Genomic DNA, 22240 nt, shown 5'->3' with positions numbered 1-22240 from the left:
CTCAGCGAGCGTCAGCGCGGCGCAGCCGCGCATTGCGAGCGGCCTCGCCGGATCGAGGCGCGCAGGGGACCCCGCCGACCGGCGGGGCGCGAGCTCCGGCCGCCACCACGGACCGGCCTCCTGACCGGGGAATAACCACCCAAGTTTTGCCACCCCACAGAGGACACTCCGGCGTATCGCGCTTGCCCACGGAGTGGACCGATCTCATAATCGTTCTTCATGGAAAAACGCTCAGAACAACGCTTTTCAGGGGCTGTAACCATCTTTCGTGGGCTACGGCTTCCTGAGCGTGCTACGCCAGTAGGCTATGCCGCGCTGATCGATGCATACGACCTGCAGGTCCCGTGGCCGCGGAAGCTTCGAGCTGCCGCCGAGCGCCACAGGGTCTACAGCGAGGGCGGCTGGGAACTGCTGACACCGCGCCACCGCCCGCCCGCGACCCTTGAAAGCCACCTGACCTTCGCGCTCAAGCACGAAGGTCTCGATCTCGCTGTGCTGAAGCGACTCTTCCAAACGGTCGGTCCGGAGCCAATCGCGGGATGGGTCCGCTCCAAGCCAACGGGGTCATATGCACGAAGGGTCTGGTTCCTTTACGAGTGGCTGCTCGGGAGCCGATTGCCGCTGAACGATGCCACGCGCGGGAACTACGTCCCCGCAGTGGATCCCAACCTGCAGTGGGCGGGCGCGGGTAAGGTGTCGAAGCGTCATCGTGTGCGCAACAATCTCCCGGGGACCCCGTCGTTCTGCCCTCTCGTTTTCCACACGGATACACTCCGCGAGATGGTCGATCGCGACCTGGCCCTGCGGGCTCGCAAGGTACTGGATGAGGTGCCCCAGCATATCCTCTCGCGCACGGCGGCCTTCCTGCTCCTGAAGGACTCGCGCTCGAGCTACGCCATCGAAGGCGAGAAACCGCCGCAGGATCGTATCCAGCGCTGGGGCCGGGCCATCGGGGAGGCCGGGCGACACCCGATCGATATCGAGGAGCTGCTTCGCCTCCAGTCCCTTGTCATCGGCGATGCCCGGTTCGTGAAACTCGGTCTACGCACTGAGGGCGGTTTCGTCGGCACTCGAGAGCATCCCGGCTTACGCCCGCTGCCCGAGCACATCAGCGCGCGGCCGGAGGACTTGCCCGATCTGGTCTCCGGCATGATCGCATTCGATCAAGAAGCGGCCAGCGCGCTTGACCCGGTGATTGCTGCGGCCGTGCTCGCCTTCGGCTTTATCTACGCGCATCCGTTTGAGGACGGCAATGGGCGGATCCATCGCTACCTGATCCACCATATGCTCGCCGAGCGCGGTTTCAATCCGCCGGGGGTGGTGTTTCCTGTTTCGGCCGTCATGCTCGAAGAGATCGACCGTTACCGGCACGTCCTGGAAGATTACTCTCGGCGCCTGCTCCCGGTGGTTGACTGGCGGCCGACGGACGGTGGCAACGTCGAGGTGCTCAACGATACCGCGGACTTTTACCGCTTCTTCGATGCAACCCCTCACGCAGAGTTTCTCTACCGCTGCGTGCATCGCACCATCGAGCGCGACCTGCCGGAAGAGGCGCGTTTCCTGCGCCGGTACGATTCCTTCTGCCGTCGCGCAGAACAGATCGTGGACATGCCGGATACGACGCTGGATCTGCTTTTCCGCTTTCTTCAGCAGAACGAGGGACAGCTCTCCAAACGAGCCCGCACCAGGGAGTTCGCGCAACTAACCGATGACGAGGCCGCCGCCGTGGAACGGATCTATCGCGACCTGTTCACGGCGTCCTAAACCCCGCCGAAAGGCGGGGCGCGATCTTCGGCCGCCACCGCGGACCGGCCTCCCGACCGGGACCTCCTGACCGGGTAGCGGCCGTAGCTCAACTGGCGGTCGCCAGCTCCTCCTCCGGCTCCTCCACCGGCGCCGACTCCGCCGACGAACCATTGCGGTAATGGACCAGCTTCCAGTACCCGAAGAAGTACGCCGGATGCACCCCGAGGCACTCAAAGCCCGGGCGCTGCGGCAGATCATCCAGCTCCATGTCCGTGCGGAACCCGAGCAGCTTCGACAACGGCCGAATCGTCTTCTCGAACCCACGAACCACCGGATGCTGCGAGGCGAAGTGATTGATGATGAAGATCTCGCCCCCGGGCCGGCAGACCCGACGGCACTCATCCACCAATCGATCCGGGTTCGGCACTACCGAGGCGACGTACATCGCCACCACCACATCGAACGAATCGTCCGGGAAATCCAGCGCCTCGGCATCCATCTCGTGGAGCGACTCCACGTGCTCCAGCCCCTGCTCTGCCACCCGGCGATGGGCGATATCGAGCATATCCGGGCTGACATCGACGCCGACGATGGAGACATCCCGCCGGTACTCCGGCAGCGAGATCCCCGTCCCGACCCCCACCTCGAGGATGCGCCGGTCCGGCTCGGCGTTGAGATACTGCATCGTGAACTTGCGCCCCGGCGCGAAGATGCGCCCGAAAAAGCCGTCGTAGTACCGCGCGTAGCGCCGGTACGCGTTGCGGATCGAAGAGAGATCCATGACTCCGCTCACCTCCAGGAAATCGGTTCGGGTATCGCCATCGCACCGGCTCAGGCCGTGGCGCGCAGCGCCTCCGCAAAGGTGTCCACCGCCCGGTCGACCTCCTCGCGGGTGACGATCAGCGGCGGCAGCCAGCGCACGATCTGCCCCTGCGGCCCGCAGCGGATCATCAGCACGTCACGCTCTTCCATGGCCTTGAGTACCCGCGCGGCGCGATCACCATCCGGGCGCCCCTGCTCGTCCACCAGCTCGGTGCCGTGCATCAGGCCCATGCCCTGGACGTGGGCGATGGCCGGCTCCTCGGCACACAGGGCGTCGAGCCGGCGGCGCAGATGCGCACCCTGCTCGCGGGCGTTCTCCACCAAGCCCTCTTCCTCGATGACCTCCAGCGTCGCCAGCGCGGCGGCGCAGGCGACCGCGTTGCCGCCGTAGGTGCCGCCCTGGGAGGCCGGCCAGCCGCGCTCCATGATCGCTTCCGGCGCGGCCACGGCCGAGAGCGGGAATCCACTGGCCAGCCCCTTGGCCGTGACCACCACGTCGGGCTCCACGTCGAAGTGGCTGTGGGCCCAGAAGGCCCCGCTGCGCCCGTAGCCGCTCTGCACCTCATCGGCGATGAGCAGCATACCGTGGCGATCGGCCCGCTCACGCAGCCCCTGCATGAAGGTCCGCCCGGCCGGGATGTAGCCGGCCTCGCCCTGGATGGGCTCGACGAAGAAGGCCGCCGACTCCGCCGGGCTCGACTGCGTGGCCAGGATGTGGTCGAGCTCACGCAGGCAGAACTCGGCGGTCTCCTCGTCGTCCCAGCCGTAGCGCCGGGCATTCGGGAACGGCGCGAACACGGTGCCGCCCATCATCGGCTGCACGCCGGCGCGCAGGCCCACGCTCGAGGAGGTCATCGAAAGCGAGCCCATGGTACGTCCATGGAAGCCGCCCTGGAAGACGATGATGTTGGGCCGGCCGGTGGCCTGGCGGGCCAGGCGCAGGGCGGTCTCGCACGCCTCGGTGCCAGCATTGGAGAAGAAGATACGGTCGATCGCGCCGGGCATGATCTCGCCCAGGCGCTCGGCAAGACGGACCATAGGCGGGTGGCGGACGATGGCGTACTGGCCGTGGACCAGGGTGGCGGCCTGGCGCTGGGCCGCTTCGACCACCTTGGGGTGGCAGTGTCCGGTGGCGGTGACGCCGATGCCCGAGGTGAAATCGAGGTAGCGGCGCCCGTCGGTGCCGATGATGTAGGCACCCTCGCCGCGTTCGGCGACAACCTCGCTGGACTGCTTGAGCAGCGGGGAGATAGCTCCGGTCTTGTGCGCGTCGCTCATGGTGCGTGTCCTCCGCTCGGCCGTTCCCGGCCGTTGACTGCAGGGCCGCCGCAGCGACGGCCCCCTGTGGACCAAATTAGTACGCCGCGGGCGGTTCCGCGCTGCGCCCCGGCAGCTGAAGCAGGTCGATATGCGCGCCCTCTTCGGGAGTCTCGACGCCAAAGTCGCGGCTGCGCAGGGCCTCGGCGAGGCTGTCCATGGCGCCGGACTCGCCGTGAACCAGGGCCACCCGCGGCCCATTGGCGAAGTGCTCGGCCCAGGCGATCAGCTCCGAGCGCCCGGCGTGGGCGGAAAGCCCGCCGACGGTGTGCACGGTGGCGCCGACGCGCACCGGTTCGCCCCACAAGGTCAACTCCCTGGCGCCGTCGACCAGCGCGCGCCCGGGCGTGCCCTGGGCCTGGAAGCCGACCATGATCACGTTGCAGTTGCGCCGCCACAGGTTGTGCTTGAAGTGGTGGCGGATGCGCCCGCCGTTGCACATCCCTGAGCCGGCGATGATCAGCGCCCCGGACTGGACCCGGTTGATGGCCATGGAGTCTTCGGCCTGCGGGGTCAGGCGCAGGTTGGGCAACTGGAAGCGGTGGTTCTCCGGCTCGGCGTAGAAGGCGGCGGTCTCGGCGTCGTAGAGCTCCGGGAAGCGGGCGTAGACCTTGGTGGCCTCGATGGCCATGGGGCTATCGAGGAAGACGCTCCAGTCGCCCAGTTCCCACTCCTCGTAGTGCCGGGCGAGGATGTAGAGCAGCTCCTGGGTGCGCCCGACGGCAAACGCCGGCACCAGGATGTTGCCGCGGGAGGCGCGGGCATTGCGGATGATCTCGCCGAGTTCGGCCCAGGTCTCCTCCCAGGAGCGGTGGTCGCGGTCGCCGTAGGTGCTCTCCATGACCAGCAGGTCGGCGTCGCCGACCTGTGCCGGGTCGCGGAGGATCGGCGCGCCGGCATGGCCGAGGTCGCCGGAGAAGACCACCTTGCGGCGCTCGCCGCCGGCCTCGAGCCACATCTCGACGATGGCCGAGCCGAGGATGTGCCCGGCATCGCGCAGGCGCACGGTGACGCCGGGCACCGGCTGCCACGGTTCGTCGTAGGCGTGGCCGACCAGGGCGTCGATGGCCTGCTCGGCATCCGCCACGGTGTAGGTGGGCTCCACCGGCTCGTCGTGGCGGCGGCGGCGTTTCTTGTTCTCGATGGCGGCGTCGCGCTCGGCGAGGAAGGCGGCGTCGCGCAGGAGGATGTCCACCAGCGCGGCCCCGGCGCTGTGGGTGTGGATTGGCCCCTGGTAGCCGGCGGCTCGTAGCAGCGGCAGGCGACCGCTGTGATCCAGATGGGCGTGGGTGAGGATCACGGCGTCGAGGCTGCCCGGATCGAAGGGGAACGGCGCTCGGTTGCGTGCCTCCTGCTTGCCCCCGCCCTGGATCAGGCCGCAGTCGATGAGCACGCGGTGGTCACCGACCTCGAGCAGCATGCAGGAACCGGTCACCTCGCGGGTGGCCCCGTGGAAGTGCAGTCGCATGGACTCAGCCTCCGTCTACGCGGACGGCGCTCCGGCCGTCCGGATGCGTTGCGCCACGGCGCGGCCGACGTCGGCGCAGCCGCGCCCGCTCATGCCGTGCTCGGCGATGTCGTCGGCCACGGCGCGGTGGAGCTGCACGGCGGCACGGGCAGCCTGCGGATCGACCTCACCCATCCATTCCAGCATAGCGGCGGCGGTCAGCAGCATGGCCGCCGGGTGGGCGCGGTCGCCACCGGCGATGTCCGGGGCGCTGCCGTGGGTGGGCTCGAAGAGCGGCGGCACGCTGCGGTCGGCGGGGTTGAGGTTGGCCGAGGGGGCAACGCCCATGCCGCCGGCGAGCACTGCGGCTAGGTCGGTGAGGATGTCGCCGTGGAGGTTGCTGGCCACGACCACGTCGAACTGCCACGGCTGACTGACGAACTTCATGCAGCAGGCGTCGATGAGCTCGTGGTGGGTGGCGATCCCCGGGTAGTCGGCGGCGACCTCGGCGAAGACCTCGCTCCAGAGCTCGCCGGCGTATTGGACGGCGTTGCGTTTGGTGACCACGCAAACGGCGGCGTCCGCACCGCCGTCACCGGCCGCATAGCGCGGCGCGCGCAGCCCCTGACGGCGCTCCTCGGCCCGCCGGGTGGCCCGCTCGAAGGCGTGGCGGATGATGCGCTCGGTACCGGCGCGGGTGAAGACCTCGAGCTGGGTGGCGGTCTCGCGGGGGGTGCCGGCGGCCAGCCGGCCGCCCTGGTCGACGTATTCGCCTTCGCTGTTCTCGCGGATGACGAGCAGATCGGTGTGCAGGGCGCGCGGGTCGGACAGGGGCATGGGGGCGCCGGCCATGGGCACCGCCGGGCGCTCACAGGCCCAAAGATCGAGCCCCTTGCGCAGCTGCAGCAGCGGCGCCAGCGAGACCCCGTCGGGGAGGAGGTAGCGTCCGGGGTCGTCAGCCGGCCCCGGATCGCCGAGGGCGCCGAGGAGCAATGCGTCGTAGCCGACCAGTTGCTCGCGCCAGTCGGCGGGCATCATCTCACCGTGAGCGCGGTGCCAGGCGTGGGCGGGCCAGCCCAGCTCGGTCAGCGCCAACCGGGGCCCGGGGAGGGCCTCCAGGGCGTGGCGGGTGGCGGCCATGACCTCCGGGCCAATCCCGTCGCCGGGCATCACGGCGACCTGCCAAGTCTCCTGGTTGCGTTCCATGGCGGCCCTCCCCGGGCGTTGCCGTCCGCTTCCGCTCAGGGCAGCAGATGCGCCACCGCGTCGCGCTCCTCGGCGAGCTCGGCGGCGGTCTCGTCCATGCGTGCGCGGCTGAACTCGTCCACGGACAGCCCCTGCACGATCTCGTAGTCCCCGCTCCGACAGGTCACCGGGAAGGAGTAGATGAGCCCGGGCTCGATGCCGTAACTGCCATCGGAGGGCACGGCCATGCTCGTCCACTCGCCCTCGGGCGTGCCCAGCGCCCACTCGCGCATGTGGTCGATGGCGGCACTGGCAGCGGAGGCGGCGCTGGAGGCCCCGCGAGCCTTGATGATCGCCGCGCCGCGCTGCTGCACGGTGGGGATGAAGGTGTCCTTGACCCAGGCGTGATCAACCTGCTCGCCGGCCGGAGTCCCCTGGATGGTGCAGTGGCTGATATCCGGGTACTGCGTCGCCGAGTGGTTGCCCCACACGGCCAGGCCGTGGATCTCCGTGGAATGGCAGCCAACCTTGTTGGCGAGCTGCGCCAGCGCGCGGTTGTGGTCGAGGCGGGTCATGGCCGTGAAGTTGCGCGGGTCAAGATCCGGCGCGTTGCGCTGGGTGATCAGCGCGTTGGTGTTGGCCGGGTTGCCCACCGCGAGGACCTTCACGTCGCGCTTGGCCACGGCGTTCAGCGCCTGGCCCTGGGCCGAGAAGATCGCCGCGTTGGCCTCGAGCAGATCCTTGCGCTCCATGCCGGGGCCGCGGGGCTTGGCGCCGACGAGCAGGACGTAGTCGGCCTCGCGAAAGGCCTCCTCGGCGCTGTCGGTGGCGACGATGCCGGCGACCAGCGGGAAGGCGCAGTCCTCGAGCTCCATCACGGTGCCCTGCAGCGCCTCTTGGGCCTGCGGGATCTCAAGCAGCTGGAGGATCACCGGCTGATCCTTGCCGAGCATCTCGCCGGCGGCGATGCGAAAGAGCAGGCTGTAGCCGATCTGGCCGGCCGCCCCGGTCACCGCGACTCGCACGGGTGTCTTCATGGCTCTCTCCTCGATCCGTTGTAATGCCCGCCGGGCCCTGCCTGCCGACCCGGGCCGGGGGGCCGATTGTAGCAGAGGCTAGCCGCGCGCCCGCCAGTCCAGCACCGCCCCGGGCCCCTGGGCCAGGCGCTGCGCCGCGGAGCCGCTGTTCACCGCCACTTCGACCAGGCCCAGCGCGTTGACGTACCAGAAGGCCGTGCCTGCGGGGACGTCAGCGAACTTCGCCGCCCGCGCCAGGCGCTCGCCGCCGACAACGAGCTCCGCCTGGTCCGGCGCGGTCTCGCCACGCCGGCCACTGATCAGATTACCGAAGCCGTCGGTGTAGATCAGGGCGTCCCAGTCCCGCGGCCACCTGTGGCCGACCCAGGTCTCCACCGCCTCCGACCCACGCGGCGGCCGGTCCGTAACCGCCACCTCGGCGGCGGCATCGGCGAAAACGTCGCGGCCGTGGAACGTCGCCGGGGTGCCCGGCGGTGGCGGCGGCAGGCAGTACGCTTGGACATCCGCGAAGTCGCGCGCCGCGACAGCGAACAGCCCGTTGTCCGGACCGATCAGCCAGCGTCCGTCGGCGCGCAGGGCCAGCCCGCCGCGCTCCGTGCCGACACCGGGGTCGACCACGGCTAGCACCACCGCGTCCGGTGGCAGGTACTTGAGGTTGGCGGCAAGCAGGTAGGCGGCACAGTCCGGGCGGAAAGCCGGAGCGTCGTGCATCAGGTCAACAACCTCGGGGGCCGAGTCGAAGGCCTGGCGCAGCCGTGCATGGAGGTGGCCCACATAGGGCCCGAGGTGGGTGTAATCCGTGAACAGGAAGACGGCACCGGGGCGAGCACGCTGGTTCACCCCGGTGCGCAAGGCGTTACGCCTCGGCCGTTTCCTCGGCGTCCTCTTCCGACTCACGCCGGGCGGCGATCGCCTCTTCCCGGTCGACGAGTTGGACGAGGGCCATCGGCGCGCCGTCGCCCTTGCGGAAGCCACAGCGCAGGATGCGCATGTAGCCGCCCGGGCGCTCCTTGAAGTGCGGCCCCAGCTCCTCGAAGAGCTTGGTGACCATCTCCTTGTCGCGCAGCCGTGCAAAGGCCAGACGGCGGTTCGCCGTGGTGTCTTCCTTGGCCAGGGTGATCAGCGGCTCGGCGACACGCCGCAGCTCCTTCGCCTTGGGCACGGTGGTGCGGATCTCTTCCTCGCGGAAGAGCGCGGCGGCGAGGTTCTTGAACATCGCCTTGCGGTGCGAGTTGTCACGGTTGAGGTGACGTCCGGCTTTACGATGGCGCATGACGTTGATCCTTTGACAGTTTAGCCGGCGATACGGGCGCGGTCCCCGAGGGACGGCGGCGGCCAGTTATCGAGTTGCATGCCCAGCGACAGCCCGTGCTCGGCCAAGGTGTCCTTGATCTCGTTGAGCGACTTCTTGCCGAGGTTCGGCGTCTTGAGCAGCTCAACCTCGGTGCGCTGGACCAGGTCGCCGACGTAGTGGATGCTCTCCGCCTTGAGGCAGTTGGCCGAGCGGACGGTGAGCTCCAGGTCGTCGATCGGGCGCAGCAGGACGGGATCGATCTCCGGCTCCTCCTGCTCTTCGCCGGCCTCCAGCAGCCCGCCTTCGAGGTCGATGAAGACCGAAAGCTGATCACGCAGCAGGCTGGCGGCGAACTTGACCGCCTCCTCGGGCGTGACCACGCCGTTGGTCTCGACATCGAGGACCAGCTTGTCGAGGTCGGTACGCTGCTCGACACGCGCACTCTCGACCGCGTACGAGACGCGGCGCACCGGGCTGAAGCTCGCATCCAGGGCCAGGTGGCCGATGGTGCGGGTGTCCTCTTCTTCGCGCGCGGTGACCGGCAGGTAGCCACGCCCCCGCTCGATCTTCAGCGACGCCTTGAACGGCTGCTCGTGCGTGATCGTAGCGATGTGAAGATCCGGGTTCTTGATCTCCACGTCGTGGTCGGTGGCGATGTCCGCCGCCGTCACGGCGCCTGGCCCCTGCTTCTCGACGCTGAGCGTCACCGAGTCGCGCTCGTTGAGCCGCACGGCGAGATCCTTGAGGTTGAGCAGGATATCCACGGTGTCTTCGTGGATGCCCTCGACCGCCGTGTACTCGTGCTGGACGCCCTCGATCTCCACCTCGGTGACCGCGGTCCCGGGCATCGACGAGAGCAGCAGCCGCCGCAGGGCGTTGCCCAGCGTATGGCCAAAGCCCCGCTCCAGCGGCTCCAGGACGACCTTGGCACGGTTGTCCGAGAGCGGCTCGATCTCGACCGAGCGCGGCTTAAGAAAGTCCTTCAGGTACCCCTTCATGGACGACACCTTGCAGTTGCGGCTGTTACTTCGAGTACAGCTCGACGATCAGCGATTCGTTGATTTCTTGCGACAGATCGGCGCGGTCCGGGGCCTGCTTGAAGACGCCTTCCATCTTGGTGGCGTCGACGTCGACCCAGGGCGCCCAGCCGTTCTGCTGCGCCAGCTCGAGGGCGGCCTGAATGCGCAGCTGGCTCTTGGCCTTCTCCTTGACGGAGACGGTGTCGCCCGGCTTGACCTGGTACGACGGGATGTTAACCACCCGGCCGTTGACCAGGATGCCGCGGTGATTGACCAGCTGCCGCGCCTCCGCGCGGGTGCTGCCAAAACCCATCCGGTAGCAGACGTTGTCCAGGCGGCTCTCGAGCAGCTGCAGCAGGGCGGTGCCGGTGGCGTCCTTACGGCGGGCGGCTTCCTTGTAGTAGTTGCGGAACTGCCGCTCCATGATGCCGTACATGCGACGGACCTTCTGCTTCTCACGCAGCTGAAGGCCGTAGTCGGACATGCGGCCGCCGCGGCGCTGCCCGTGCTGCCCCGGGGGCTGCTCGAGCTTGCACTTGGTGTCGATCGACCGGACGCCGCTCTTCAGGAACAGGTCGGTTTTCTCGCGGCGCGCCAGTTTGCACTTGGGACCAATATACTTCGCCATGGCGAGCGCTTCCTCCTCAGACCCGCCGCTTCTTGGGCGGCCGGCAACCGTTGTGCGGGATGGGCGAGACGTCGGAAATGTTGGTGATCCGGTACCCGACCGCGTTGAGCGCACGCACGGCGGACTCGCGCCCGGGGCCAGGCCCCTTGACGCGAACCTCCAGGTTCTTGAGACCGTAATCCTGCGCGGCACGCGCGGCGGTCTCCGACGCCACCTGGGCAGCGAAGGGCGTGCTCTTGCGCGACCCCTTGAAGCCGCTGCCGCCGGCGCTCGCCCAGGACAACGCGTTGCCCTGCCGGTCGGTGATGGTGATCAGCGTGTTGTTGAAGGTCGCGTTGATGTGCGCGACACCATCACTGACTGTGCGCTTGACTTTCTTCTTGCCGCCACCGCGGCTGGATGCCTTCGCCATAGGTCTCTGTTCCCGTGTTCGCTCCGAACGCGGTGCCGATCCGGCCCACGCGTTGAATGTTGCCTACCCGATCAGCGGCTGGCGGGGCCCCGACGCGGACCCTTGCGCGTACGCGCGTTGGTCTGCGTCTGCTGCCCACGCACCGGCAGGCCGCGGCGGTGCCGCATGCCCCGGTAGCAGCCGAGGTCCATCAGGCGCTTGATGTCCATCGCCACCGAGCGGCGCAGATCGCCCTCGATAACGTAGTTGCCGACTTCCTGCCGCAGCGCCTCGACCTCGGCGTCATTGAGATCGCGGACGCGCCGGTCATGCGGCACGCCGGCCGCTTCACAGATGCTCAGGGCACGCGTGCGGCCGATCCCGTAGATCGAGGTCAGCGCGACCCACGCGTGCTTGTGTGTCGGTATGTTGATTCCTGCGATTCGGGCCATGGGGCCAACTCTCCCGTGATTCGCGCTTGTTGGGTGCCGGGTCGATCCGCCGGTGCTCGCCGGTCCGGATTCAGCCCTGGCGTTGCTTGTGCCGCGCCTCCGTGCAGATGACCCGCACGGTCCCGCGCCGCTTCACGATCTTGCAGTTGCGGCAAATCCGCTTGACCGATGCCCTGACTTTCATGGTCGTCTCTCCAATACTCCGAGCGCGGCCGCTCACGGGCGACCCAAAGGCGCGAAAGGATACCAGTCCGCGCGCCCGGATGCCACCCCGCAGCCAGTTTTATCGATTCAGCGCAGCATCCCGCCGCCAGGCCGGGTGTGCCCCTTGAGGTTGGCCTTCTTCATCAGCGGCTCGTACTGGTGCGAGACCAGGTGCGACTGCAGCTGCGCCATGAAGTCCATGACCACGATGACGCTGATCAGCAGCGAGGTGCCGCCGAAGTAGAACGGCACGTTCCAGTACAGGATCAGGAACTCCGGCATCAGGCAGACGGCGGTGATGTAGAGCGCACCGACGAAAGTGAGCCGGCTCTGCACCTGATCGATGTACCGGGAGGTCTGCTCGCCGGGACGGATCCCGGGGATGAACGCCCCCGACTTCTTCAGGTTGTCGGCGGTGTCCCGCGAGTTGAACACCAGCGCCGTGTAGAAGAAGCAGAAGAAGATGATCGCCGCGGCGTAAAGCGCCACATAGATCGGCTGCCCCGGCGAGAGCGTCGCGGCGATGTCTCCGATAAAGCCCAGCCCCTCGGCATCGCCGAACCACTGCCCGACCGTGGCCGGGAAGAGAATGATGCTCGAGGCGAAGATCGGCGGGATCACGCCCGCCATGTTCAGCTTCAGCGGCAGGTGGCTCTGCTGCGCGGCGTACATCTTGCGCCCTTGCTGGCGCTTGGCGTACTGCACGGTGATCCGCCGCTGCCCCCGCTCGATGAAGACAATGAACGCGGTCACCGCCGCGGCCATGATCAGCAGCAGCAGGATCGTCGCGGTACCCAGCTCGCCGGTACGCTGCAGTTCGAGCGTGCCACCCAGCGCGCCGGGCAGGCCGGCGACGATGCCGGCGAAGATGATGATCGAGATACCGTTGCCGATGCCCCGCTCGGTGATCTGCTCACCAAGCCACATCAAGAAGATCACGCCGGTGGCCAGGGTCACCGTGGAGATAAATACAAACGCCGGCCCGGGCATGGCGGCCACACCCTGCCCCTGCAGCGCGATACTGATGCCGATGCCCTGGAAGGTGGCCAGCCCGAGCGTGCCGTAGCGCGTGTACTGCGTGATCTTGCGCCGGCCGGCCTCCCCCTCCTTCTTCAGCCGCTCGAGCGACGGCACCACCGCCGTGAGCAGCTGCATGATGATCGCCGCCGAGATATAGGGCATGACGCCGAGGGCGAAGATGGAGAGTCGCTCCAACGCCCCGCCGGCGAACATGTTGAACATCTCCAGGATGGTGCCGCGCTGCTGCTCGACCATCTGCTCGAGCGCCGCCGGATCGATACCCGGGATCGTGATGTGGGTACCGATGCGGTAGATGATCAGCGCGAGCAGTACGAAAAGCAGACGCTGACGAACCTCGGTGAGACGTCCCATCCCACCGAGGGCCCCTGCGGCACCACCTGGACGTCCCAACTTAACCCTCCTCGACGACTTGGCCGCCGGCCGCCTCGATCGCCTTGCGGGCGCCCTGGGTCACCTTGACGCCACGCACGGTCACTGCGCGGTCGATGGTGCCCGAGGCGATAACCTTGACGTAGCGCATGTTCTTGCGCACGACGCCGGCCTTGTGCAGCGCCGAAAGGTCCACCGTATCACCGTCGACGCGGGCGATCTCGTGGAGGCGAACCTCCGCGGTACGCAGGCTTTTCTGCGAGGAGAAGCCGTACTTCGGCACCCGGCGCTGCAGCGGCATCTGGCCGCCTTCGAAGCCGACCTTGTGGAAGCCGCCACTGCGGCTGTGCTGACCCTTGTGACCGCGACCGGCCGTCTTGCCCAGGCCGCTGCCCGCACCGCGTCCGGCGCGCTTGGCCTCCGGCCGGCTGCCCGGGCTCGGCGACAGTTGATTGAGCCGCATTTACGCCTCCTGAACTTCCAGCATATAGGACACCTTCCGGATCATTCCGCGATTCTCCGGGGTGTCGTCGACCAGGACGGTCTGGTGCATCCGGCGCAGGCCGAGGCCGCGCACGCACTGGCGGTGCTTCTGCAGCCGGCCGTGGACGCTGCGCCGCAGCGTTACCTGGAGCTTCTTCTGGTTAGCCATGATCAGCCCGTAATCTCTTCGACACTCTTGCCCCGCCGGGCAGCGACTGCCTCGGGGGAGTCCATCGAGGCCAGCCCGTCGACCGTGGCGCGCACCACGTTGATCGGGTTGCGCGAGCCGACCGACTTGGCCAGCACGTCCTGCACGCCGAGCACCTCGAAGACCGCGCGCATGGCGCCGCCGGCGATAATGCCGGTACCCGGCGAGGCCGGCTTCATGAAGACCTTGCTCGACCCGTGGAAGTGCGTCACCGGGTAGCGCAGGGTCGGGCCATCCAGCGGCACGGTGCGCATCCCGCCGCGCGCCCGCTCCATTGCCTTCTGGATCGCTGCGGGGACCTCGCGGGCCTTGCCGTAACCGAACCCGACTCGCCCCTCGCCGTCACCGACCACGGTCAGCGCCGTGAAGCCGAACTGGCGGCCGCCCTGGACCACCTTCGCCACGCGGTTGATCGTGATCAGCTTTTCGCGGAGCCCGTCCGCGCCGGTTTGTTCACCGTTCGCCATAGCTTCTTAGCCCCTAGCCTAAAACTTCAGTCCGGCTTCACGCGCGGCCTCGGCCAGCGCCTGCACGCGGCCGTGGTACTGGTAGCCGGCACGATCGAATGCCACCTGCTCGACGCCGGCCGCCTTGGCGCGCTCGGCGATCAGCCGGCCCACCTCTTGGGCGGCGCTCACGTTGCCGGTCCCCTCGCTGCGCTGACGCAGGGAGGGCTCCACCGTGGAAGCAGCCGCCAGGGTCTTCGCGCCGTCCGGCTGCTGCACCTGTGCGTAGATATGGCGCGGCGTGCGGTGGACCGAGAGCCGGTAGGCACCGGCGTCGCGGATGCGCCCGCGGCTCTTGCGCGCGCGCCGCATGCGTGCTGTGTTCTTGTCCATCTTCGTCCCCACCGCCTACTTCTTCTTGGCTTCTTTGAGGACCACCCGCTCGTCGGCGTAGCGTACACCCTTGCCCTTGTAGGGCTCCGGCGGGCGATAGCCTCGGATCTGGGCGGCCACTTGGCCAACCTGCTGCTTGTCGGCGCCCTTGACCACGACCTCCGTCTGCGAGGGGCACTCGATCGTTACGCCCTCGGGGATCTCGTGGTACACCGGGTGCGAGAACCCGAGCGTGAGGTGCAGGGTGTTGCCCTGGACCTGCGCCCGGTACCCGACGCCCTTGAGTTCGAGGCGACGCTCGAATCCCTCGCTGACGCCGATCACCATGTTGCTCACCAGGGCCCGCGTCGTACCGGTCAGCGCCACCGCGCGGGTGCTCTGCTGCCGGGGCTCGAAGGTGAGCGTGCCGTCCTCCTGATTCAGAGAAACCAGGCGGTGGCAGCGCCACGCCATCTGGCCCTTGGGGCCCTTGACCTGAATGTCGTTACCCTGGAGCGTCACCTCCACGCCGGAGGGGACCTCCACGGGTGCCTTTGCGACTCTCGACATGATTGCCCGTCCTGTCTAGAAGACCCAGCAGAGTACCTCGCCGCCGTGCCCCTGCGCGCGGGCCTGACCATCGCTCATCACGCCCTTGGACGTGGAGATAATGGCGGTGCCCAGCCCATTGCGCACGCGCGGCAGCTCGTCACGACCGCGGTAGACCCGCAGACCCGGCCGGCTGTAACGCTGGATTTCGCGGATTGCCGGCTGACCCTCGTGGTACCGGAGCGTGACCTCCAGGACCGGCTTTTTCTCTTCCCCGACCTCGCGGTAACCCTCGATGTAGCCCTCCTCTTGGAGGACGGCGGCAATCGCCCGCTTGAGCTTCGAGGACGGCATACGCACGTCCGCCTTCTCGGCGTGGTGCGCGTTCCGTACCCGGGTCAGCATGTCGGCAATGGGATCGGTCATGCTCATCGTCTATCCCCTTACCAGCTCGAGAGGGTCAGGCCCGGGATCTCGCCGTTCATGGCCGCCCGACGCAGCTCATTGCGGGCCAGCCCGAACTTGCGGTAATACCCCCGCGGCCGGCCCGACTTGGCGCAGCGGTTACGCTGGCGCACGGGGCTGGCGTTGCGCGGGATCTGCTGTAGCTTGAGCTGCGCTTCGAAGCGCTCCTCGACGCTCGACTCAGGGCTGTCGATAATCGCCTTGAGCCGCTCACGCTTGGCAGCGTACTTCTGTGCCAGCTTGCGGCGCTTTCGGTCGCGCTCAACCATGGAGTTCTTGGCCATCTGCGCTGCTCCTCTGGACGTTAGGTCCGGAAGGGGAAGCCGAACCCTTCGAGCAGGGCCTTCCCTTCCGCGTCGGTGCGAGCGGTGGTGGACACCGTGATGTCCATGCCGCGCACCCGATCGATTTCGTCGTAGTCGATCTCCGGGAAGATCAGCTGCTCCCGGATACCGAGGTTGTAGTTACCGCGCCCGTCAAACGACCGCGGCGAGAACCCACGGAAGTCGCGGACCCGCGGGGCCGCCACGTGGATGAAGCGCTCGAGGAACTCGTACATCCGCTCGCGGCGCAGCGTGACCTTGCAGCCGATCGGCCAGCCCTCACGGATCTTGAAGCCCGCCACGGACTTGCGCGCCCGCGTGACGATCGGCTTCTGCCCGCTGATCTTGGCCAGGTCCTCCTGCGCGGCCTCCAGGATCTTCTTGTCCTTGGTGGCCTCACCCAGCCCCATGTTGATCACGATCTTCTGCAGCTGGGGCACCTGCATCACGTTCTGGTACCCGAATCGCTCCTGCAGGGCCGGAGTGACCTCTTCCTGATAAAGCTTTCGCAACGTCGCCATTCCAGCCCCCTCAGGCGTCAATCAGCTGCTGGTTGGACTTGAAATAACGCACCTTGCGATCCCCCTCCCAGCGGACGCCGACGCGATCGGCCTGCTCCGTCTCGGGGTTGTAGATCGCCACATTCGAGATGTGGATCGGTGCCTCTTTCTCGATAATCCCGCCGGTGGTGCCCTGCATCGGGTTCCCGCGCGTGTGCCGCTTGACCATGTTGACGTTCTCGACGACAACGCGGTCCTTGTCGGGGATCACCCGGGACACCCGGCCACGACGCCCCTTGTCTTTTCCGGCGATGACGATGACCTCGTCGCCCGTACGAATCTTGCGCATGATGACCTCGCCTACAGTACTTCGGGCGCCAGGGAAATGATCCGCATGAAGCGCTCGTTGCGCAGCTCACGGGTCACCGGGCCAAAGACACGCGTGCCGATCGGCTGCAGATTGTTGTTCAGCAGCACCGCCGCGTTGCCGTCAAAACGGATCTTCGACCCGTCGGCCCGGCGCACGCCTCGCTTGCTGCGGACGACTACAGCGTTGTAGACCTCGCCCTTTTTGACGCGCCCCCGCGGGATCGCGTCCTTGACGCTGACCTTGACGATATCACCAATCCCCGCATAGCGGCGCTTGGAGCCGCCCAGCACCTTGATGCACTGCACCTGCCGGGCGCCGCTGTTGTCCGCCGCTTTGAGGAGGCTTTCCATCTGGATCATGACGCTTCACCCGCTCTTGTTCTTGCTCGCCCCCTTGCGGGGCACTTCCGCGCGCTTAGCTCGCGGCCCGCTCCAGCACCTTCACCAGCCGCCAGGTCTTGTTCTTCGACAGCGGACGGCACTCCTGGATGGAGACCCAGTCGCCTTCGCGCCCCTCGTTTTGCTCATCGTGGGCGTGGAGCTTGGTCGACCGCCGGATGAACTTGCCGTACAGCGGGTGCTTCACGCGGCGCTCGACCAGCACGGTGAGGGTCTTGTCCATCTTGTTGCTGACCACGCGCCCGTTCACGGTGCGGGTGTTTTTCTCTTCACTCATGCCTGCCGCTCCGCACGCTTACGCTCGTTGAGCACGGTCTTGATGCGCGCGACGTCGCGGCGCACCTTGCCGAGCTGATCGGTCCGGGCCAGCTGACCGCTGGCCTTCTGCATCCGCAGATTGAACTGTTCCTTGCGGCGCTCGAGCAGCTCGTTCTCGAGTTCCTCGGTTTTCTTTTCGCGCAGCTCGCTCGCCTTCATCACATCACCGTCCGGTTCACGAAGGTGGTCTTCACCGGCAGCTTCGCCGCCGCGCGCCGGAAGGCCTCGCGGGCGACTTCCTCGGACACGCCCTCGATCTCATAGAGGACGCGACCGGGCGCGATCGGCTCGCACCAGTGATCCACGTTGCCCTTGCCCTTGCCCATCCGGACCTCGAGCGGCTTTTCAGTGACCGGCTTATCCGGGAAGACCCGGATCCAGATCTTGCCGCCGCGGCGGATGTAGCGGTTGATCGCACGCCGCGCGGCCTCGATCTGCCGCGAGGTGATGGGTCCGCGAGTGGTTGCCTTGAGGCCGAACTCGCCGAAGCTCACGCGATCACCGCGGGTCGCGAGGCCCGAGCAGCGGCCCTTTTGCTTCTTGCGGTACTTGGTCCGTTTCGGCTGTAACATCGCTTACGCGCTCCCGTCCGCTCAGCCCTGGGCAGCCGCGGCGCGCTTGACGCGCTCGGCAGGGGCCCCTTCGTTGTCGGTGTCGATGATCTCGCCCTTGAAGATCCAGACCTTCACACCGATGACGCCGTACGTGGTCATCGCCTCGGCAAAGCCGTAGTCGATGTCCGCACGGAGGGTGTGCAGCGGCACGCGGCCCTCGCGATACCACTCGGTCCGGGCGATCTCGGAGCCGTTCAGCCGCCCCGAAACCTGCACCTTGATCCCCTGGGCGCCGACGCGCTGGGCGTTGCCGACAGCCCGCTTGAGGGCCCGCCGGAACATGACGCGGCGCTCCAGCTGCCCGGCGATGCCCTCGGCCACCAGGTTGGCGTCGGCCTCCGGCTTGCGGATCTCCTCGATATTGATGTGCACCGGCACGCCCATCCGGGCCGCCACCTCACCGCGAAGCCGATCGATGTCCTCACCCTTCTTGCCGATCACGATGCCCGGGCGGGCGGTATGGATCGTAACCAGGGCGTTCTTCGCCGGGCGCTCGATCTGGATGCGACTCACGGAGGCGTTCTTCAGGCGCTCACGAATGAACTCCCGCACCTCCAGGTCGGTGTTGAGGTACTTGCCGAAGTTCGCGCTATCGGCGTACCACATGGAACGCCAGTCTTCGGTGACGCCCAGCCTAAACCCCGTGGGATGGGTCTTGTTTCCCATGCCGGCCTCTCTCGCTTGATCCGCTTCAGTCCTCGGCGACCGCCACGGTAATGTGGCTGGTCCGCTTGAGGATTCGGTTGGCACGCCCTTTGGCGCGCGGCTGAATTCGCTTCATCGTCGGGCCCTCATCGACCATGATCCGCGCTACGCGCAGCTCGTCGATGTCGGCACCATCATTGTGCTCTGCGTTCGCAACCGCCGACTCGAGCACCTTACGCACGATCTCCGCGGCCTTGCGCGGGCTGTACTCGAGGGTCCGCAGCGCGTCGTCCACCGGCAGCCCGCGAATCTGATCGGCAACAAGCCGGGCCTTTTGCGGCGAGACACGCGAGAAACGCAGTTTTGCTTGGGTCTCCATGGCGCGCTCCCGTTATCGCTTCGACTTCTTGTCCGCGGCGTGGCCGCGGAAGGTACGCGTCGCCGCAAACTCGCCCAGCTTGTGGCCAACCATGTTCTCGTTGATCAGCACGGGAACATGCTGGCGCCCGTTGTGGATGGCGATGGTGAGCCCGACCATATCCGGCATCACCACCGAGCGACGCGACCAGGTCTTGATCGGCCGCTTGCTGTTGTTGGCATTCGCCTCTTCCACCTTCTTCAGCAGGTGGTGGTCGATGAACGGCCCTTTCTTGGTCGAGCGTGGCACGATTCTTTACCCCTCAACGCTTCCGTCGGCGCACGATGTACTTATCGGTGCGCTTGTTCTTGCGGGTCTTATGCCCCTTGGTGGGCATACCCCACGGCGAGACCGGGTGACGCCCGCCTGCGGTGCGGCCCTCGCCGCCGCCGTGCGGGTGATCAACCGGGTTCATGGCGACACCACGGACGGTCGGACGCACGCCCAGGTGGCGCTTGGCGCCCGCCTTGCCGAGGTTGCGCAGGCTGTGCTCGGCGTTGCCAACCTCGCCCACCGTCGCCATGCAGTCGGCGGGAACGCGGCGCATCTCGCCTGAGCGAAGGCGCAGGGTCGCCATACCGCTTTCGCGGGCGACGATCTGCACGCTGGCACCGGCTGAGCGGGCGAGCTGCGCCCCCTTACCGGGCTTGAGCTCGACGCAGTGCACCTGCGTACCGACCGGGATGTTGCGCAGCGGCAGGGCGTTGCCCGGCTTGATGGCGGCGTCGCGCCCGCTCTGGATCGGCGAGCCAGGTTCAACGCCACGAGGCGCGATAATATACCTTCTCTCGCCGTCTTGATAAAGGACCAGAGCGATATTCGCGGAACGATTCGGGTCGTACTCGAGTCGTTCGACCTTGCCCGGCACCCCGGTTTTGTTCCGCTTGAAGTCAATCAGGCGGTAGCGCTGCTTGTGACCACCGCCACGATGGCGCGTGGTGATGCGGCCGTCGCTGTTGCGCCCGCCGGACTTGGTCTTTTGCACCACCAGGGGCTCATAAGGCCCACCCTGGTGCAGCCGGGCGTCTTTCGTCTTGACGACGAAGCGCCGGCCCGGAGACGTCGGCTTGCTCTTGACTAGTGCCATGACTGGCTCTCCTTACTCCCCACCGAGGAAGTCGATGTCCTGTCCCTCGGCGAGGGTGACGTATGCCTTCTTCCAATCCCGGCGGCGGCCACGGATCATGCCGAAGCGCTTGCGCTTGCCCTTGGCGTTGACCGTGCGCACGCCGGTGACTTGCACATCGAACAGCTTTTCGACGGCGGCCTTGATTTCCTTCTTGTTGGCGTCGGGCGCCACCTGGAAGACCACCTGGCCGGCGCCGTCGGCGATGACCGTGCTCTTCTCGGAGATGTGCGGGCCACGAAGCACGGTATAGAGTCTTTCCTGGTTCATGACAGCCACTCCTCGACACGGCGGATGGCGGACTCGGTGATCACCACCCGCTCGGCGCCGACCAAGCTCGCCGGATCGACGCCGGCGGCGTCAACCACGCCCAGGCGCGGCAGGTTACGGGCGGCAAGTTCGAGGTTGGTGTCGATCTCGTCGACCACGATCAACCCCTCGCTCACGCCGAGCCCGTCCAGGCGCGCCTTGAGCGCCTGGGTCTTGGGCGCGTCGACCGTCAGCTGCTGGACGACCACCAGGCGGTCCTGGCGGGCCAGCTCGGACAGGATCGAGCGCATGGCGCCGCGGTACATCTTGCGGTTGACCTTCTGCGAGAAGTCCCGCGGTTTAGCCGCGAAGGTCTGGCCGCCGCCGCGCCACAGCGGGCTGCGGATGGTGCCGGCACGCGCGTTGCCCGTGCCTTTCTGACGCCAGGGCTTCTTGCCACCGCCGGCGACCTCGCTGCGCGTCTTCTGTGCCTTGGTCCCGGCACGCGCCCCGGCGAGGTGGGCGGTAACCACCTGGTGGACGAGCGATTCGCGGAACGGCGCGTCGAAGGTCTGATCCGAGACCTCGAGCTGGCCTGCCGCTTCGCCCTTTTCGTTACTGAGCTTGAGCTCCATGGCTCCCCCTGTCACCTCTTACGCCTTGCTCGCCGGACGGACGATCAGGTCGCTGCCGACGGCCCCGGGGACAGCACCCCGGATGAGCAGCAGGTTGCGCTCGCTATCCACGCGCACGACCTCCAGGTTCTGGACGGTGGCGCGCCGATTGCCCATCTGCCCGGCCATCTTCTTGCCCTTGAACACGCGCCCGGGGCTCTGGCACTGGCCGATGGAGCCCGGGACCCGGTGCGACTTCGAGTTGCCGTGGGTGTTGCGCTGGGCCCGGAAGTTATGTCGACGCACCGTACCCGCGAAGCCCCGGCCCTTGCTGGTGCCAGTGACGTCGACCTTCTGGCCGGCCTCGAAGCTGCCCACTTCGATGGAGGCACCGGCCTCCGGCAGCTCCTCGTCCGTGGCGCGCTGGCCCTTGTCCAGCCGGAACTCCCACACGCCGCGGCCGGCCTCGACCCCGGCGCGGGCGAAATGCCCCGCCTCGGGCTTGCGCACGCGCTGCGGCTTGCGCCGGCCGGCGGTCACCTGCACGGCGCGGTAGCCGTCACTCTCCTCGGTCTTCACCTGGGTGACGCGATTCGGGTCCGCCTCGACGACGGTCACCGGGATCGAGCCCCCTTCTTCGGTAAAAACACGCGTCATGCCGCGCTTGCGACCGACGATTCCAATTGCCATCGTCCGCGTCTCCTCAAAATCTCTCTGCCCGGATCTAGCTCACCGGGAACGAATAGACTCCGGCGGGCGCACGGCGCGCAGCCCCTGCGGGGCGGCCCGCCGCTTGCCGGCCGGAGCGCCGGTCACCGCCGGTCGTTGTCGATACGGCGGCTCGACGTGTCAGTAGAGCTTGATCTGAACGTCGACACCGGCGGCCAGGTCGAGCTTCATCAGCGCGTCGACCGTCTTGTCCGTCGGGTCGATGATGTCCATCAGCCGCTTGTGGGTGCGGATCTCGTACTGGTCCCGCGCGTCCTTATTGACGTGCGGCGAGGTCAGCACGGTAAACCGCTCCTTCTTGACCGGAAGCGGGATGGGGCCACAGACGTGGGCCCCGGTCCGCTTCGCGGTATCCACGATTTCCCGGGCGGACTGATCGATCAGACGGTGATCGAACGCCTTCAGCCGGATCCGGATACGCTGGTTCTGTGTTGCCGCTGCGGTCGCCATGGCTACTTTAC

General features: G+C 67.4%; 36 protein-coding genes. 1 reads left to right on the top strand and 35 read right to left on the bottom strand.

Going from position 1 to position 22240, the window contains the following annotated elements; genetic code table 11:
• Positions 1–273: 273 nt before the first annotated feature.
• Positions 274–513 carry a hypothetical protein gene (locus tag LRG07_RS11905; RefSeq protein ID WP_238642465.1) on the bottom strand — a complete coding sequence of 80 codons (240 nt, stop codon included), beginning with the start codon at positions 511–513 and terminating at the stop codon, positions 274–276.
• 267 nt (positions 514–780) lie between these two features.
• Between LRG07_RS11905 and LRG07_RS11900 the strand changes: the two genes are divergently transcribed.
• On the top strand, positions 781–1764 hold the full coding sequence (locus LRG07_RS11900) for a Fic family protein (protein WP_238635720.1): 984 nt from the start codon (positions 781–783) through the stop codon (positions 1762–1764).
• 88 nt (positions 1765–1852) lie between these two features.
• Here the strand turns inward: LRG07_RS11900 and LRG07_RS11895 are convergent, their stop codons facing one another.
• From LRG07_RS11895 to rpsJ, 34 genes are all read right to left on the bottom strand, one after another.
• Entirely contained in the window at positions 1853–2527 is a 675-nt protein-coding gene (locus LRG07_RS11895; RefSeq protein WP_201169159.1) for a class I SAM-dependent methyltransferase, read from the bottom strand.
• Positions 2528–2577: 50 nt separating this feature from the next.
• Positions 2578–3846, bottom strand: a complete 1269-nt coding sequence (locus LRG07_RS11890) for an aspartate aminotransferase family protein (RefSeq protein ID WP_238635718.1) — start codon at positions 3844–3846, stop codon at positions 2578–2580.
• A 76-nt stretch (positions 3847–3922) separates the two neighbouring features.
• Positions 3923–5353 (bottom strand): MBL fold metallo-hydrolase RNA specificity domain-containing protein, encoded by a 1431-nt coding sequence (locus LRG07_RS11885; RefSeq protein WP_238637013.1) that lies wholly within the window; start codon positions 5351–5353, stop codon positions 3923–3925.
• A 15-nt stretch (positions 5354–5368) separates the two neighbouring features.
• Complete coding sequence (locus LRG07_RS11880) at positions 5369–6538, bottom strand: isocitrate/isopropylmalate dehydrogenase family protein (RefSeq protein ID WP_238633992.1); 1170 nt, start codon at positions 6536–6538, stop codon at positions 5369–5371.
• 35 nt (positions 6539–6573) lie between these two features.
• Entirely contained in the window at positions 6574–7554 is a 981-nt protein-coding gene (locus tag LRG07_RS11875) for a malate dehydrogenase (protein ID WP_238633993.1), read from the bottom strand.
• A 78-nt stretch (positions 7555–7632) separates the two neighbouring features.
• The gene (locus LRG07_RS11870) at positions 7633–8406 is read right to left on the bottom strand and encodes an S-adenosyl-l-methionine hydroxide adenosyltransferase family protein (protein ID WP_207190297.1); all 774 of its coding nucleotides are present in this window, start codon (positions 8404–8406) and stop codon (positions 7633–7635) included.
• A 4-nt stretch (positions 8407–8410) separates the two neighbouring features.
• The gene (gene rplQ, locus LRG07_RS11865; protein ID WP_201169174.1) at positions 8411–8827 is read right to left on the bottom strand and encodes a 50S ribosomal protein L17; all 417 of its coding nucleotides are present in this window, start codon (positions 8825–8827) and stop codon (positions 8411–8413) included.
• A 20-nt stretch (positions 8828–8847) separates the two neighbouring features.
• Complete coding sequence (gene rpoA / locus LRG07_RS11860) at positions 8848–9846, bottom strand: DNA-directed RNA polymerase subunit alpha (protein WP_201169176.1); 999 nt, start codon at positions 9844–9846, stop codon at positions 8848–8850.
• A gap of 25 nt (positions 9847–9871) precedes the next feature.
• The gene (gene rpsD / locus LRG07_RS11855) at positions 9872–10495 is read right to left on the bottom strand and encodes a 30S ribosomal protein S4 (protein WP_201169178.1); all 624 of its coding nucleotides are present in this window, start codon (positions 10493–10495) and stop codon (positions 9872–9874) included.
• A 16-nt stretch (positions 10496–10511) separates the two neighbouring features.
• Positions 10512–10907, bottom strand: coding sequence for a 30S ribosomal protein S11 (gene rpsK / locus LRG07_RS11850; RefSeq protein ID WP_201169181.1), 396 nt, complete (start codon positions 10905–10907; stop codon positions 10512–10514).
• A 71-nt stretch (positions 10908–10978) separates the two neighbouring features.
• On the bottom strand, positions 10979–11338 hold the full coding sequence (gene rpsM / locus LRG07_RS11845) for a 30S ribosomal protein S13 (RefSeq protein WP_201169184.1): 360 nt from the start codon (positions 11336–11338) through the stop codon (positions 10979–10981).
• 70 nt (positions 11339–11408) lie between these two features.
• Positions 11409–11522, bottom strand: a complete 114-nt coding sequence (gene rpmJ / locus LRG07_RS11840; protein WP_201169187.1) for a 50S ribosomal protein L36 — start codon at positions 11520–11522, stop codon at positions 11409–11411.
• 107 nt (positions 11523–11629) lie between these two features.
• Positions 11630–12934: a preprotein translocase subunit SecY gene (secY, locus tag LRG07_RS11835; protein WP_201169190.1), complete on the bottom strand. Its 1305-nt coding sequence runs from the start codon at positions 12932–12934 to the stop codon at positions 11630–11632.
• 40 nt (positions 12935–12974) lie between these two features.
• Positions 12975–13415: a 50S ribosomal protein L15 gene (gene rplO / locus LRG07_RS11830; RefSeq protein ID WP_201169193.1), complete on the bottom strand. Its 441-nt coding sequence runs from the start codon at positions 13413–13415 to the stop codon at positions 12975–12977.
• Positions 13416–13604: a 50S ribosomal protein L30 gene (gene rpmD, locus LRG07_RS11825; protein WP_011813639.1), complete on the bottom strand. Its 189-nt coding sequence runs from the start codon at positions 13602–13604 to the stop codon at positions 13416–13418.
• Positions 13605–13606: 2 nt separating this feature from the next.
• Positions 13607–14110 carry a 30S ribosomal protein S5 gene (rpsE, locus tag LRG07_RS11820; RefSeq protein WP_011813640.1) on the bottom strand — a complete coding sequence of 168 codons (504 nt, stop codon included), beginning with the start codon at positions 14108–14110 and terminating at the stop codon, positions 13607–13609.
• A gap of 18 nt (positions 14111–14128) precedes the next feature.
• Positions 14129–14482: a 50S ribosomal protein L18 gene (gene rplR / locus LRG07_RS11815; RefSeq protein ID WP_201169196.1), complete on the bottom strand. Its 354-nt coding sequence runs from the start codon at positions 14480–14482 to the stop codon at positions 14129–14131.
• A gap of 15 nt (positions 14483–14497) precedes the next feature.
• The gene (rplF, locus tag LRG07_RS11810) at positions 14498–15031 is read right to left on the bottom strand and encodes a 50S ribosomal protein L6 (RefSeq protein ID WP_201169199.1); all 534 of its coding nucleotides are present in this window, start codon (positions 15029–15031) and stop codon (positions 14498–14500) included.
• Between the two features lie 15 nt (positions 15032–15046).
• Positions 15047–15442 carry a 30S ribosomal protein S8 gene (rpsH, locus tag LRG07_RS11805; RefSeq protein WP_011813643.1) on the bottom strand — a complete coding sequence of 132 codons (396 nt, stop codon included), beginning with the start codon at positions 15440–15442 and terminating at the stop codon, positions 15047–15049.
• 11 nt (positions 15443–15453) lie between these two features.
• Positions 15454–15759 carry a 30S ribosomal protein S14 gene (rpsN, locus tag LRG07_RS11800; protein WP_201169201.1) on the bottom strand — a complete coding sequence of 102 codons (306 nt, stop codon included), beginning with the start codon at positions 15757–15759 and terminating at the stop codon, positions 15454–15456.
• A gap of 20 nt (positions 15760–15779) precedes the next feature.
• Entirely contained in the window at positions 15780–16319 is a 540-nt protein-coding gene (rplE, locus tag LRG07_RS11795) for a 50S ribosomal protein L5 (protein WP_201169204.1), read from the bottom strand.
• Between the two features lie 10 nt (positions 16320–16329).
• Entirely contained in the window at positions 16330–16647 is a 318-nt protein-coding gene (rplX, locus tag LRG07_RS11790; protein WP_201169206.1) for a 50S ribosomal protein L24, read from the bottom strand.
• An 11-nt stretch (positions 16648–16658) separates the two neighbouring features.
• On the bottom strand, positions 16659–17027 hold the full coding sequence (gene rplN / locus LRG07_RS11785) for a 50S ribosomal protein L14 (RefSeq protein WP_201169208.1): 369 nt from the start codon (positions 17025–17027) through the stop codon (positions 16659–16661).
• 55 nt (positions 17028–17082) lie between these two features.
• Positions 17083–17343 (bottom strand): 30S ribosomal protein S17, encoded by a 261-nt coding sequence (rpsQ, locus tag LRG07_RS11780; RefSeq protein ID WP_201169211.1) that lies wholly within the window; start codon positions 17341–17343, stop codon positions 17083–17085.
• Positions 17340–17543, bottom strand: coding sequence for a 50S ribosomal protein L29 (gene rpmC, locus LRG07_RS11775; protein ID WP_011813649.1), 204 nt, complete (start codon positions 17541–17543; stop codon positions 17340–17342). The genes rpsQ and rpmC overlap by 4 nt, the downstream gene beginning before the upstream one ends.
• On the bottom strand, positions 17543–17956 hold the full coding sequence (rplP, locus tag LRG07_RS11770; RefSeq protein ID WP_201169213.1) for a 50S ribosomal protein L16: 414 nt from the start codon (positions 17954–17956) through the stop codon (positions 17543–17545). The genes rpmC and rplP overlap by 1 nt, the downstream gene beginning before the upstream one ends.
• Positions 17957–17977: 21 nt before the next feature.
• Entirely contained in the window at positions 17978–18664 is a 687-nt protein-coding gene (rpsC, locus tag LRG07_RS11765; protein WP_201169217.1) for a 30S ribosomal protein S3, read from the bottom strand.
• Positions 18665–18689: 25 nt separating this feature from the next.
• Complete coding sequence (gene rplV / locus LRG07_RS11760; RefSeq protein ID WP_201169229.1) at positions 18690–19022, bottom strand: 50S ribosomal protein L22; 333 nt, start codon at positions 19020–19022, stop codon at positions 18690–18692.
• A 12-nt stretch (positions 19023–19034) separates the two neighbouring features.
• On the bottom strand, positions 19035–19310 hold the full coding sequence (gene rpsS, locus LRG07_RS11755) for a 30S ribosomal protein S19 (protein WP_201169231.1): 276 nt from the start codon (positions 19308–19310) through the stop codon (positions 19035–19037).
• 13 nt (positions 19311–19323) lie between these two features.
• Positions 19324–20148: a 50S ribosomal protein L2 gene (rplB, locus tag LRG07_RS11750; protein WP_201169233.1), complete on the bottom strand. Its 825-nt coding sequence runs from the start codon at positions 20146–20148 to the stop codon at positions 19324–19326.
• 12 nt (positions 20149–20160) lie between these two features.
• The gene (gene rplW, locus LRG07_RS11745) at positions 20161–20457 is read right to left on the bottom strand and encodes a 50S ribosomal protein L23 (RefSeq protein ID WP_011813655.1); all 297 of its coding nucleotides are present in this window, start codon (positions 20455–20457) and stop codon (positions 20161–20163) included.
• The gene (gene rplD, locus LRG07_RS11740) at positions 20454–21071 is read right to left on the bottom strand and encodes a 50S ribosomal protein L4 (RefSeq protein ID WP_201241653.1); all 618 of its coding nucleotides are present in this window, start codon (positions 21069–21071) and stop codon (positions 20454–20456) included. Before rplD ends, rplW begins: the two co-directional genes overlap by 4 nt.
• A gap of 18 nt (positions 21072–21089) precedes the next feature.
• Positions 21090–21740: a 50S ribosomal protein L3 gene (gene rplC, locus LRG07_RS11735; RefSeq protein ID WP_201169236.1), complete on the bottom strand. Its 651-nt coding sequence runs from the start codon at positions 21738–21740 to the stop codon at positions 21090–21092.
• A 159-nt stretch (positions 21741–21899) separates the two neighbouring features.
• On the bottom strand, positions 21900–22229 hold the full coding sequence (rpsJ, locus tag LRG07_RS11730) for a 30S ribosomal protein S10 (protein WP_011813658.1): 330 nt from the start codon (positions 22227–22229) through the stop codon (positions 21900–21902).
• Positions 22230–22240 lie beyond the last annotated feature (11 nt).

This window comes from Halorhodospira sp. 9622, assembly GCF_022228025.1.
In the GTDB taxonomy this organism is placed as follows: domain Bacteria; phylum Pseudomonadota; class Gammaproteobacteria; order Nitrococcales; family Halorhodospiraceae; genus Halorhodospira; species Halorhodospira halophila_A.
This window is presented reverse-complemented; position numbering and strand designations above follow the sequence as displayed.